The sequence below is a fragment of the Rhodococcus sp. 4CII genome, assembly GCF_014256275.1.
Lineage (GTDB): Bacteria > Actinomycetota > Actinomycetes > Mycobacteriales > Mycobacteriaceae > Rhodococcus_F > Rhodococcus_F wratislaviensis_A.
In genome coordinates this window covers 6,756,970-6,770,164 of the sequence record NZ_JACCFE010000002.1, presented here as the reverse complement: position 1 = coordinate 6,770,164, position 13,195 = coordinate 6,756,970, and the positions used below count along the sequence as shown (strand labels likewise).

General features: G+C 69.4%; 9 protein-coding genes. 4 read left to right on the top strand and 5 right to left on the bottom strand.

The annotated features are described in order from the left end of the window. The first annotated feature begins 66 nt into the window (after positions 1–66). The 4 genes from H0B43_RS32215 (at position 67) to H0B43_RS32200 (ending at position 8,461) form a co-directional block, all read left to right on the top strand. Positions 67–1,230 carry a hypothetical protein gene (locus H0B43_RS32215; protein ID WP_185724237.1) on the top strand — a complete coding sequence of 388 codons (1,164 nt, stop codon included), beginning with the start codon at positions 67–69 and terminating at the stop codon, positions 1,228–1,230. Between the two features lie 234 nt (positions 1,231–1,464). Continuing rightward, positions 1,465–2,916, top strand: a complete 1,452-nt coding sequence (locus tag H0B43_RS32210) for a TIGR02677 family protein (RefSeq protein ID WP_185729729.1) — start codon at positions 1,465–1,467, stop codon at positions 2,914–2,916. Further along, a complete protein-coding gene (locus H0B43_RS32205; RefSeq protein WP_185724238.1) occupies positions 2,913–4,307 on the top strand; it encodes a TIGR02678 family protein in 1,395 nt (464 codons plus the stop codon). Before H0B43_RS32210 ends, H0B43_RS32205 begins: the two co-directional genes overlap by 4 nt. After that, positions 4,304–8,461, top strand: coding sequence for a TIGR02680 family protein (locus H0B43_RS32200; protein ID WP_185724239.1), 4,158 nt, complete (start codon positions 4,304–4,306; stop codon positions 8,459–8,461). Before H0B43_RS32205 ends, H0B43_RS32200 begins: the two co-directional genes overlap by 4 nt. Before the next feature lie 39 nt (positions 8,462–8,500). Here H0B43_RS32200 and mshC read toward each other — a convergent pair whose 3' ends face one another. The 5 genes from mshC to H0B43_RS32175 form a co-directional block, all read right to left on the bottom strand. Continuing rightward, on the bottom strand, positions 8,501–9,748 hold the full coding sequence (gene mshC, locus H0B43_RS32195; RefSeq protein WP_185724240.1) for a cysteine--1-D-myo-inosityl 2-amino-2-deoxy-alpha-D-glucopyranoside ligase: 1,248 nt from the start codon (positions 9,746–9,748) through the stop codon (positions 8,501–8,503). Between the two features lie 72 nt (positions 9,749–9,820). After that, positions 9,821–10,621 carry an SCO1664 family protein gene (locus H0B43_RS32190; RefSeq protein ID WP_185724241.1) on the bottom strand — a complete coding sequence of 267 codons (801 nt, stop codon included), beginning with the start codon at positions 10,619–10,621 and terminating at the stop codon, positions 9,821–9,823. Between the two features lie 3 nt (positions 10,622–10,624). Continuing rightward, positions 10,625–11,218 carry a DUF3090 domain-containing protein gene (locus H0B43_RS32185; RefSeq protein ID WP_185724242.1) on the bottom strand — a complete coding sequence of 198 codons (594 nt, stop codon included), beginning with the start codon at positions 11,216–11,218 and terminating at the stop codon, positions 10,625–10,627. 258 nt (positions 11,219–11,476) lie between these two features. Further along, positions 11,477–12,175, bottom strand: coding sequence for a histidine phosphatase family protein (locus H0B43_RS32180; protein WP_185724243.1), 699 nt, complete (start codon positions 12,173–12,175; stop codon positions 11,477–11,479). Positions 12,176–12,215: 40 nt separating this feature from the next. Then, positions 12,216–13,061: an undecaprenyl-diphosphate phosphatase gene (locus H0B43_RS32175; protein ID WP_185724244.1), complete on the bottom strand. Its 846-nt coding sequence runs from the start codon at positions 13,059–13,061 to the stop codon at positions 12,216–12,218. Between the last annotated feature and the right edge of the window lie 134 nt (positions 13,062–13,195).

Here is a 13,195-nt window from a genome sequence, read left to right as displayed (position 1 = left end):
ACCGAGTGAGTCGGAACGGGCCTGACGGAAGTCGCAATCCGGTCGCAAACGAATAGAGGTACTTGCATGTCCATGGGAGTCGGGCTCAGGATCGGCAGTGTCGTGTCCACCGCGGTCGTGGCGTCGAACGATCCGGGGTCTCCAGATCCGATCGTCATCGTCCGGGACACCGTCCTGCACATGTGCCCGGACGGCACCGCGATCCTCGGCGGTTCGGCACCGCACACGATCGGCGAGACCCACACGACGTCGGGATTCCTCCCCCGCGTCGGCGACCCCGCAGGTGTCCTCGTGGGCGACGGAACGCGCTACCGCGCCGAAGACCTGGTCGCGGGGGCGATGCGCTGCCTGCTCCGGGAATGTGAACCACTCCCCGACCACGGCGGCCGGACCGGCGGGGCCCCCGACATCATGGCCACGTACCCCACCCGCTGGGACTCTGCCGCCGTCGCGGCGCTCCGCGACGCGCTCGACTACGCCGACATGTCCTACCTGTCACTCGTCTCGGACGCCGAAGCCGCGGCGGCCTGGTTCGAATCGGAGATCGCCGAACGCCCCGGACAGCTGGTCGGCATTTATCACGTCGACGACACCGGCTCGACCGTCGCCCTCATCCGCTCTGGCGTCGAGGCAGGCAAGGCGTTCCGCTTCTCCACCGGCGGCTCCCCCACCGCCCAGATCGCCACCGCACTGGGCGCATTCGGGTGGCTGCCCGGCAACCTCGACGCCGTCGTCGTCACCGGTGACGGCCTGATCGCCCGGGACTCCGCGGCCATTCACGACTACGCGAACACCGTGAGCGAAAAGTTCGGTGTGCGCTGCGTCGTCGGCCCGGGGCCCGAGCAGACCGCCGCACTGGGCGCCGCCATCCGCGCCGCCGGATTCAATCCGACCACCCACAGGGTCACCCCGATCGGCTTGCCGCCCTCGTACGACGTGACCGAAGTGATCGACGCCGTCGTCGGCGAACCCGTCCCCTCCGGTCCCTCGACCCCGGCCAAGCCTGCGACTGCCACCGGAAAACACGCCTCCGCAGCGGCCGTAGGCGCCTCGCCCGCGCGGGTGTCCGGCGGAACCGCCGTCGCGACGCCGCCGGAGCCGCGTGGCGTCGCACAGGCCGAGATCGACACGTCCCCCGAATCGACGTCCCGGGCGTCGTGGCTCGTCGCCGCCGCGGTCGGGCTGGCGCTCGTCCTGGTCGCGATCGTCTTCGTGCTGTTCGTTCTCTGAGCGACCAGGTTGGGCGCACCAGAATCATCGACGCCGATTCGGTATACTTCTGCATTCCGTCACGAACCGATTCGATCACAGTGTTGTCGATGCAGGTCGGCACGGCGTTCGCTCGACGACTGCACGACCGCATAACCTGTCACGGTGAGTGAATCAGGCAGCGATCCAGGTCGATCCCCGTCGGGACTGCGCGCACCGCGGCCGGCCGTCACTCCCCCACTCCGGGACGATCGGCTGAAACTGTTCGCCTTCACCACTGCGGAGAAGCGCGCGGAGTATCTGTGGGTGCTACGGGCGTTCGATCACGGCCGCGCCAACTACGTCGTGCTGCTCCATGCCGCCGACGTCGCCCGCATCCTGGACGGCCTCGCCGTCGACGATCCGGCGGGCCAACTCGGCGCCGGAGACGTCACCCCGCTGCTCGAGCAACTCCACGTGTGGGAGGTGCTCGAGCGCAGCTACGACGGCACCCGCGCCGCGAAGCTGGCCGAATACCGGAACCGGCACTTCGTATATCAGTTCAGCCAAGCCGGCTACCAGGTGTTTCGAGCCGTCGAGGACGCGCTCGCCGCCCGCCTCGACGACGCGTCCCTGTCTCGGTTGGCGCTGCCCGACCTCCTCGCCGACATGAACGACCTGGCCGCCGCCAACCGCGCAGCCGACAACGACCTGGTGTACCGGAAACTCAATCGGCTCGACGCGACACTGTCCGACATGGCCGGACGTGCAGCGCAGTTCTATCTGACGCTGGGCGACCTCGTCCGTACCACGGAGATCACGCCGGAAACGTTCATGTCCCACAAGGACGCACTCCTCACTCACATGCGCGAGTTCAGCTCGGACCTGTCGCGTTATGCGCCGAAACTCGCGGCCGCCATCGCGCTCGTCGAGAACACCGGTGTCGAGGCGATGGTGGCCCGCGCCGCCGCCAGCGACGAGCGGGTGTTCCTCGGTGTCGAGGAACGCGAAGCCGATTGGCGCGCGAGGTGGGCGGGGTTGACGCACTGGTTCGTCGGCTCGGACGGGGGTCTCAGCGAGTCGGAACGTCTGCGCGAAGGCACCATGAGTGCGATCGCCGCGGTGCTGTCGCTGCTGCGCCGGGTCACCGAAACCCGGAAGGGCGGTGTGAGCAGGGAGAGCCAATTGCGCCACCTCGCAGGCTGGTTCGCGGCCACCCCCTCCGAGGACGCCGCGCACGCATTGTTCCAGGCCGTGTTCGATCTCGGCCGGCCGCGCCATCTCTCGATGGTGCACCCGGACGCCGACGTCATTCCGGACACCCGGTCCTGGTGGGAGGCCCCGCCGGTGGAGATCTCCCGCACGCTGGCCGAGACCGGACGTCCGCCGTCCCCCGGCCTGCCCGCCCGGGTGCAACGCAACGAGGGCAGCGTGCGCCGCCTCCGCGAGGAACAGCTGGCGGCGCAGCGGCTCCGCGCCGCCGCCGCCCAGTCGCTGGCCCATGGCGGCGTCTACGAGCGCGAACTGGACGAGGCGGAAACCGACGTCCTGCTGAGCCTGCTCAATGCCGCGCTGACGGCGCGGGTCCCGGTCAGTGGCCGCGTGAAGAGCAGCACCGGATCGGAGAACGGCGTGAAACTCACCCTCAGCCCGCACACCGAGTCGACGGTGGTGCGCACCGCCCGAGGACGCCTGCACCTCGACGGACTGCAGGTGAGCGTCCAGTGAAGGCACGGGAGATTTCGCCGCTGGCCCTCGACTCGTATCAGCGCGCGGCGCGCGTCATCCTGTCGAATCATCTGGTGACACAAACGTATCCGGACCGCATCGCTCTTCCGCTGCTGCGCCGGTGGGCCACCGAATTGCGCGACGACCTGATGACTCTCTTCGGGTACCGCCTCGAGGTCACCGAGACGACGGCCCGGTTGTTCACCGTGAGCGACCGATTGGACGCCGGAACGCCGGCCAAGACGGCTACCGACCGCACGTTCGACCGCTACCGCTACGCCTACCTGGCACTGGCATTGGCCGCGCTCGGCCGCGCGGGCAACCAGATCACGTTGTCCGAGCTCGCCGATCACGTGGCCGCCGACGCCGCGCAGGTCGACGGCGTGGACCTGTCCACCGAACGGGCATCCGACCGGGACGCGTTCGTCGACGCCGTCGGCTGGCTCGCTGCCCGCGGCGCCATCGCCCTCGCGGACGGAGACGCGGGCGGGTGGGCCGCCAATCCCGATGCGGGAGAAGCGCTGTACGACATCGATCGATCCGTGGTCATCGCGCTGTTCCGGCCGTCTCGCGCACTGCAGCACCTCCGGTCGATCCGCGGACTGCTCGCCGGCGCCGATGCGGTGGCCGACGACGACACCGCGGAATCCGGGTCGACCCGGCCGGTCGACGTGAAGGAGACGGCTCGGCGGGTCCGGCGGGCTCTCGTCGAACGGCCCGTGGTCTACGCCGCCGACCTGGACGACCGCGAGCTGGTCCAGCTCGCACTCCCCCGCACTGCGGCCGATGTCGAGTTGCTCACCGGACTGGTCGCCGAGCGGCGCGAGGAGGGCGTCGCGATGATCGACACCTCCGGACGTCTCTCCGACATCCGATTCCCCGGCACGGGAACGGTCGCGCAGGTCGCACTCCTCCTCGCCGGCGAGATCGCCGACCGCGTGCTCGATCCGGATCTGCCGGAACCGACTCGGATTCCGTCGCCGCACAATCGTGTCGACCATCTGATCGAGCAGGTCGACAGCGCCGTCCCGCAGTCGGGGATCTTCGACAGCCTCGCGGGCCACGACTACGCCGAACCCGCGGACCCGGCCCCGACGGAGCGGGTCTTCCCCGTCGTCGAGGACGAGTGGATCACGGACACGGTGCGAACACTGACCGATCGGTTCGGGCGGACGTTCGCCGCCGGTTGGCAGGCAGACCCCGACGGACTCGGACGCGCGGCGCTGGTCCTGCTCGAGCGGCTACGACTTACCGCGGCGGTGCCGGGCGGAGTGCTCGCTCTCCCGGCGCTCGCCCGCTACCGAGGGGTGGTGGTCACGATCCGCGACCGCACCCCGGAGATCGACCTGTTCCAGAGCTCAGCGAACGACAGCGAGGAAGTCACAGCATGACGAGTGCGCGTTTCCGGCCCACCCGCGCCGGAATCATCAACCTCTGGGACTACCGGGATCAGGAGTTCTCCTTCGCCGACGGTCGGCTCGTGCTCCGCGGTCCCAACGGTTCAGGCAAGACCAAGGCGCTGGAAGTGCTGTTCCCCTTCGTCCTCGACGGCCGGATCGAACCTCGACGGCTCAATCCGTTCGCCGGCGAGGAACGAACCATGAAGTCGAACCTGCTGTACCGGGGGCAGGAGAGCGCGTACTCCTACGTCTGGATGGAATTCTGCCGCGGCGCGAAGGACGACCCCGAGGCGGTCACCGTCGGCATCGGCATGCGCGCCAGCCGCACCAACGACAAGGTCACCCGCTGGTACTTCGTCGCCGACGGTCGCGTCGGCGTCGACTTCTCGCTGCTCGGCAGCGACGACCGTCCGCTGACGAAGAAGCAACTCGGCGAGCAGATCGGCACCGACTCCATCACCGACAGGCCGCTCGACTACCGCGCCGCGATCGACGCCCGGATGTTCGGACTCGGCGTCCAGCGATACGACCAGCTGATCAACCTCATCCTCACGCTGCGCCGACCCCAGCTCGCGAAGAACCTCGACCCCAAGGGACTGTCGCAGGCGCTGACCGACGGTCTGCGACCCCTCGACGAGCAACTGGTCCTCGAGGCGGCGCGCTCGTTCAGCGACATGGAGGAGGTCGGCCGGGCGCTCGAAGGGCTGGCCGCCGCCGATCAGGCGGCGCAGAGCTTCGTCGGCGTGTACGCCAAATACCTGCGCCAGCAAGCACGGACCGATGTCGACCACCTCGCGACCCGGCTCGGGGCCGTGCGTTCGGGTATCTCCGCGGTCCACGGCGCAGCTGCCGACCGGACCCGCAGCCGGGAGAGCCGCGAGGCCGCCGAAGAACGCTTCACCGCGGCCGAACGCGCACTCGATCAAGCCAATGCCACTCTCGACGCGCTGAAGAGGTCGACGGCCTACGAGGGCCGGACACAACTCGACGACCTCGCGCAGGCCGTCGCGACGCTCGAGAAGTCGACCGAGCTGCAGGCGGAGAAGGCGCGCAAGGCCAAGGCGACCCTCGAACAGCGGACCGAGGAGCACGAGAGAGCGGGCGACGCGGTCGCCCGAGCCGCCGAGTCGCTCGCACACGCCGAGGACGAACTCCACCTCGCCGCCGAGGACGCGGGAATTCCCTGGGCAGCGCTGCCCGCCGATGCGCGCACCGATCAGCTGACCGCGGCCCTGCGCGGGCACACCGAGGAACGCGACGGCGACATCCGCGCGGTCCGGGCCGCGCTCGCGACCGTCGAGAAGGCCACCACCGAGCGGACCCGCGCCGACGACGCGGCCCGGCGCGGCCAGGAGCAACTCGATACCGCGAAGGTGACCGTCCTCGAGGCCGAGACCGCGGTCGAGTCGGCCCGCAGCGGATGCGCCACCGAACTGCGGTCCTGGTGGGCGGACCAGTCCTCCCTCTACTCCGAGATCGACGCTCCTCCTTCGCTGTTCGATGCGCTGGACGCCGCGCTCGGCCGGATCGGCGAAGACGACGCCGCCACCCTGTCGGAGACTTTGACGGAACAGATCACGGACGCCGTCGACGCGTTGCGGCTGCGTCGTCAGCAGTACGACCGGGATGCGACGGCCGCGGCGGAGGCGATCACCGAACACGAATCGGCGCGCACCGCAATCGAATCCGAGCACGACGACGCCCCAGAGGTGTCCGCGGCCCGCCACGACACCCGTTCGCGGCTGGCCGGAGCACCGTTGTGGCGCCTGGTCCGATTCGCCGACGGCGTCGACGCCGCATCGGCGGCGGGGATCGAGGCCGCTCTCGAGGCAGCAAACCTCCTCGACGGCTGGGTTCCCGTCGACGACGCCCTCCCCGACGTCGAGTCCGAACAATTCCTCGTGGCACTTCCCGCCGAGGATCGGCCCACCGGCCGGACCCTCGCGGATGTTCTCGAGGTCGAGCAGGACGCGGGAGTCCCGGACCGCCGGGTGCGCGGGATCCTCGAATCGATCGCCCTCGAATCCCTGGACCTGTCCGGGGGCCAGGTGGGTGTCGCCGAGGACGGCGGGTACCGGCAGGGAATCCAGCGCGGACGTCACACGAAACCGGATGCCGAATACATCGGAACCACCGCCCGCACCCGCAGGCGTGCCGCTCGGATCGCCGAACTCGACCGCATCCTCGAGGAGACCCGGGCGGCACTCGCCACGGCCCGGTCTTCCGCGGACGCGGCCGACGCACTGCTGACGCGGGCGACCGCCGCGGCGCGGGCCCTGCCCCGCACCGGATCGATCCTCACGGCGCTGAAGAAGGTCACCGAGTCGGCAGGCGCCCTCCGCAGCCGCTCCGACACCGCGACGGCGGTCGGCCGCGAGCTCGATCAGGCCATCGCCGACCTGTCCGCGAAGGAGAAGCAGCTCCGGGTCACCGCGTCCACCCACCGGACCCCGCACGTCGCCCGGGAGATCGATTCGCTCGCCGCCGCCGTCCGGCATTTCGAGAAGCAGGGCGAGATGGTGCAGCGGTGCAGGCGCGAACACACCAAGGAAGTGGAGCACACCCGCGCATCCGAGGACCGCCTGCACGAGGCGCGGGGCAACGCGGAGGAATTCGCAGAGGAGGCCGCCGTCGCCGAAGAGGTTCTCGCGCAACAGGTCCAACGGCTCGACACGCTCCGTGACACGCTGGGTGCGGGGGCCGAGCAGTTGGACCGGCAACTCGAGGAAGCGCACGCGCGGATCGAGGCGTGCAAGAAGGAGCAGCGCGACGCCCGCAAGGCGGACAAGGACGCCGGCGAGGCCATCGGCAAGGCCGAGGGCGCCTACAACACCGCGGTGCAGACCCTCCGCCTGGCACTCACCGAAACGCACGCCGACGCCGCCCGGCTCGCGCCGTATGCCCGGCGCGACCTCCTCGAACTCCTCGGTGTCGACGGCGGTCACACGTGGCCGGCGAGCACGGCAGCGTGGATGAGCGCCGATCAGCTGGTGTACCGCATCCAGAACGCCGCCGAGGACATCCCGATCCTTCCGCCCGAGGTGGATGCCCTGTTCCGGGCACTGGACGGCGCCACCGAATCGGTGCGGGTCAGCGACGCGGCCCGCAAATCGACGAGGTCCGCGCTCACCACCGCTCTCCAGGACTTCGACGCCCAGCTGGCGGCCGCAGGCCAGGACTACCGGTTGCAGTGGGATGCGCCGGACGGCGTGACCGTGGTGCAGGTGCAGGACGACGACGGCTACTCGTCGATCGGCGAATTCGCCGCCCGCATCGCCGCCGCCCGCTCCGATCAGGAGTTGCTGCTCACCGAATCCGAACGTCGCATCCTCGAGGACGCGCTACTCACCGGGCTCGCTCAGCAGATTCACGAACGCACCGTCGACGCCCGCGAACTCATCGCCCGGATGGGCACCGAGATGCGGGAGCGGCGGATGTCGTCGGGCAACACCATCGGCGTCCACTGGGTTCTCGCCGACAACCTCGACGACAGCGCGAGAGCGATCTCCAAACTGCTCGAGCGGGACACCTCGGCGCTGGGCCCGGACGAGCTCGCCACGATGCGCGCGCACTTCGCCCACCAGATCCGGACGGCCCGCGCCGCCCACCCGGAACGGTCGTACCCGGAGATCCTGGCGTCCGCCCTCGACTACCGGCGGTGGCGGGTGTTCTCGTTCACCCTGATCAGCGGAAACGGCAACGAGGACCGGTTGACGGTCGCCCGGCACAGCGCCCTCTCCGGCGGCGAACAGTCCGTCTCGCTGCACCTGCCGTTGTTCGCCGCGGCGCACGTCATGCTGGACTCCGCCGACCCGCACGCCCCGCGACTGCTCGCGCTGGACGAGGCGTTCGCCGGCGTCGACGACAACGGCCGGGCCGAACTGCTCGGCCTCAGCGTGCAGTTCGACCTCGACCTGTTCATGACCGGGTTCGACCTGTGGATCACATACGGCGGTGTCCCGGGTTGCGCGCACTACGATCTGGCGCACTCGACCGCCGAACAGAGCGTCAGCGCCACCCTGCTCGTGTGGTCCGACGGCGAACTGCTCGCCGAACACGACGGCACCGACCTGGCGCAGGCGCTCGGGTCACCCCTGCGCCGACGGGTCCCGACCCCCGCGGAGGGGGCTCTCGAGTTCGCCTGACCCGTGAGTACTTGTCAACCGCGGGCGGTTGACAAGTACTCACGGGCGCCGGAGGCGCACACCGAGGAGAGCATCCACCGCAGCGGCGAATTCGCTCGGCGCGTTCGTGTCGGAGCCACCGTGGTCGAGGGCGCGACGAGCCCAGCCGTCGAGGGCGTCGAGGGCCTTCGGCGTGTCGAGATCGTCCGCGAGATGCTGACGCAACCGGGCGATCGTGTCCGTCGCCGACTGCGCCGACTCGAGTGCCGCGGCGTCCTTCCACAGCGTCAGCCGGGTGTGGGCGTCGGCGAGCACCTGCTCGGTCCAGGGCCGGTCCTGCCGGTAGTGCCCGGACAGCAGTCCCAGGCGGATGGCGGCCGGGTCGACGCCCTCGCCGCGCAGTTTCGACACGAACACGAGGTTGCCGCGACTCTTCGACATCTTCTCGCCGTCGAGACCGATCATGCCGGTGTGCACGTAGTGGCGGGCGAAGCGACGGTCTCCCGTGGCCGACTCGGCGTGCGCGGCGGAGTACTCGTGGTGCGGAAAGATCAGGTCGCTGCCGCCACCCTGCACGTCGAAACCCGAGCCGATGCGGTTGAGCGCGATCGCCGAACACTCGATGTGCCAGCCGGGACGACCGGGACCGAACGGCGACGGCCAGGACGGCTCCCCCGGACGCACCGCACGCCACACGAGCGCATCGAGCGGATTCTGCTTGCCGGGGCGGTCGGGGTCGCCGCCGCGCTCGGCGAAGAACTTCGCCATCGTCTCGCGGTCGTAGCCGGACTCGTACCCGAACTGCTCGGTCGCGTCGGCGCGGAAGTACACGTCGGGAAATTCAGGGTCGTCGACAACGTAGGCGGCGCCGGACGCGACGAACTTCTCGACCATCTCGATCACTTCGCCGATCGATTCCACCGCACCGATGTAGTCGCGCGGGGGCAGCACCCGCAGGGCTTCCATGTCTTCCCGGAACAGCGCCGTCTCGCGCATGCCGAGGACGACCCAGTCCTCGCCGTCGCGGTCGGCACGCTCGAACAGCGGGTCGTCGACATCGGTGACGTTCTGGACGTAATGCACGTCGTGTCCCGCGTCACGCCAGATCCGGTTCACCAGATCGAACGTCAGGTACGTCGCCGCGTGACCGAGATGGGTGGCGTCGTACGGGGTGATCCCGCACACGTACATGGTGGCCGTACGTCCGGGAGTGACCGGGCGAACCTGCCGGTCAGCGGTGTCGAACAACCGCAGCGGAGGCCCCTGGCCTGGGACGGACGGGACAGCGGTTTCGGACCAAGACTGCATGACTGCGAGCCTAGTGGACCCGCATTTCCGCCTCGGAGGGAGCCGTCGGCGTACGGGCTCCTGCCGGGCCCGTCAGAAGGCGGGCCACGGGATGGGCCGATGGCCGTTCGGGCGGGGCATCACCGGCGCCGCGAGCAGATCGACGGCTCGCTCGTACAGTGCGGCGACCTCGCCGGACGTGATGTGCTGCCCCAACCGCTCCCCGAAATCGCCTTCGAGCGAGGTGGTCAGTTCCGCGATGTCCACGACGAGCGCTCCCGGCACCTCCGTCCCCGCCCAGCCCCACAACACGGTCCGCAACTTGTTCTCCGTGTGCAGGCAGATGCCGTGGTCGACGCCGTACACCGAACCGTCGAGACCCTCGAGCGCGTGGCCGCCCTTACGGTCGGCGTTGTTGATCAGCACGTCGAGGACGGCCATCCGCTGCAGTCGCGGGTCGTCCGCGTGGATGAGCGCGACCGGTTCGCCGTCCATGTCGGTGGCCCGCAGAATCTCGAACCAGCCCTCGGGCACGGCGTCGGGGGCGCAGATGTCGACCAGGCCGAGACCGCCGGCATCCTCGTGCCGGTCGGGAGTGTCCACCCACCGCTGCACCATCCCCGGCCCGAACGGGCCGTCCCGCAGCAGCGTGCGGGGAATCACATTCCAGCCCAGCTTGTCGGACACGAGGTACGACGCGTACTCACGGCCGGCGAGCGTGCCGTCGGGGAAGTCCCAGAGCGGACGCTCCCCGCGGATCGGTTTGTACACGCACCGGACGGTGGTCTCGCCCGCGACCGCATCGCAGACCAGCGTGGCATTGCTGGCATGCGTGATCTGGCCGATGAGGGTCAGCTCACCGAATTCGAGAGGGTCGGACTCCGCGGCAGGCAACCGTCAGTCCTCCTCGTCCATTTCCGGGGTGAGCCCGAAGCTCTGGCCACGGCGGTACCCATTGGTGCGGATGCAGATGTGTCCTTCGGGTGCGAGCGGCTCGCCGCACAGCGGGCACGGCGCCCGCCCGGCGGCGATGACCCGTTCGGACCGCAGCGAGAAGTCCCGTGCCTGCAACGGGGTGAGGAAGACCCGCACCGCGTCCGGTCCGTCCTCGGAGTCGTCGAGGACGACGGATTCGTCGAATTCCGTCTCACTGACAGCGAGCAGTTCCACCACGACAGCCCCTGCGTCGGCGTCCCAGCCCAGGCCCATGGTGCCGACCCGGAATTCGGCGTCGATGGGAGTGACCAGCGGACTCGAATCGTCGAGTTCGGCCCCCTCCGGCGGAACTTCCGTTCCGAATCGGCGGTGCACCTCCTCGAGGAGGAGCCCCATCCGGTCGGCGAGCACCTGGACCTGTTGCTTCTCCAGCAGGACGCTGATCACTCGCGCCTCGTGTACTGCCTGGAGATAGAACGACCTGTCGCCGGGTTCACCCACCGTCCCGGCAATGAATCGGTCAGGAGTGCGGAATACGTGAATTGCGCGTGACATTGCACCTCCTTCAGCTGGAGCCGGGCCCTACTGCGGCACTGCCCACTCGTTGTTCCGTCTCGGACTGTTCCTCGCAGCGCGTTGCGTTCATTATCCGTCAATCGTGACCGGCCGGGTCCGGCTTATCCTCACGGCCGGGGTCCGCCTCGTCTTCACCGGCGGGGTCCGCCTCAGGGTCATGTTGGGACAGGGACGGGGCTCCGCCCGTCTTCACCGGCGGGGTCCGCCTCATCTTCACCGGCGGGGTCCGCCTCATCTTCACAGCCGGACCTCCCCGCCCGGAACGGATCCGGATACTTCGGCGCGGGCGCCGTCGCCGGAGACCGGGGGGGTGTTCACTCCGGACAGGTCGGCCCCGGTGTCGTTCATCTTCAGCACGTACGGCCGGGTGGAGGTGTACCGGACGACGCTGATCGAGGCGGGCTCGGCGACGATCCGCTGGAATCCGTCGAGGTGCGCCCCGAGGGCGTCCGCGAGTACCGACTTGATGACGTCTCCGTGTGAGCAGGCCACCCACACGACGTCCCGGCCGTGCAGTTCCGCGAGCCGGGCGTCGTGCTCCCGGACCGCGGCGACGGCCCGGGCCTGGACCTGGGCGAGCCCTTCTCCGCCGGGGAAGACCGCCGCGGACGCGTGCTGCTGCACGACCTTCCACAACGGCTCCTCGAGCAGGACCTTCAGCTCGCGACCCGTCCAGTCTCCGTAATCGACCTCGACGAGGCGGTGTTCCACCACGGGGGTGAGGCCCCGCGCCCGGGCGAGCGGCTCGACCGTCTGCTCGCACCGGACGAGCGGTGAGTGCACGATCTCCTCGATGTCCACGCCCGCCAGCCGGGACACGACGGCCTGCGCCTGTTCGCGGCCGCGGTCGTCGAGTTCGACTCCCGGTGACCGGCCGGCAAGCGTGTGCGCGGTGTTCGAGGTCGACCGCCCGTGGCGCAGCAGCACAACTGTCATTGGCCCAGCCTAGTGTCGCGCGGTCCCCGGCCGCCCGATCTCAGGTGGCCGACACGACGCCGGTCGCCAGAAGCGACAGGACGACGGCGCCGAGGATGATGCGGTATCCGACGAACCAGTACATCGAGTGGTCGACGACGAACCGCAGCAGCCAGGCGATCGACGCGTAGCCGATGGCGAACGCGATCACCGTGGCGAGGAGGAGTTGCGGACCGCTCGCGTTCAGACCCTCACCGGCCGGTTCGAATGCGTCCGGAAGGCTGAACAGCCCGGATGCGACGACCGCGGGGATGGCGAGGAGGAACGAGTATCGCGCCGCGGCTTCACGGGTGAGCCCGAGGAACAGTCCGGCACTGATCGTGCCGCCCGACCGGGAGACACCGGGAATGAGGGCGAGCGCCTGGGCCGAGCCCATGATGATGCCGTCCCTGGCGCGCAGGTCCTCGATGGGGCGCACCTTCCGGCCGTAGTACTCGGCCGCCGCGATGACCAACGCGAACACGATCAACATGGTCGCGATCAGCCAGAGGTTGCGGGCACCGGTGCGGATCTGGTCCTTGAACAGGAACCCGAGCACACCTACCGGGATCGTGCCGATGATCACATACCAGCCCATCCGGTAATCCAGATCACCGCGATGTTCGGGATGCAGCAGTCCCCGGAACCACGCCGCGATGATCCGGCCGATGTCGCGGGCGAAGTAGATGAGCACCGCGGCTTCGGTGCCGAGCTGGGTGACGGCGGTGAAGGAGGCGCCGGCGTCGTCACCGAAAAAGATCTCCGACACGATCCGGAGGTGTCCCGAGGAGGAGATCGGCAGGAATTCGGTCAATCCCTGGACGGCACCGAGGACAATCGCCTGGAGCCAGGTCATCGCCTCCCCCATCACTCACCGGCTCCGAGGTCGAATGTGCTGTTCTGAGGCCAATTTCCCGTGTCGCGTTCGTAATTCACCGGCGCCACGGTACCGGGGCGGGTGACCTCCGACAGAATCCGGCGTGGCAGGACCCGGGCCACGCG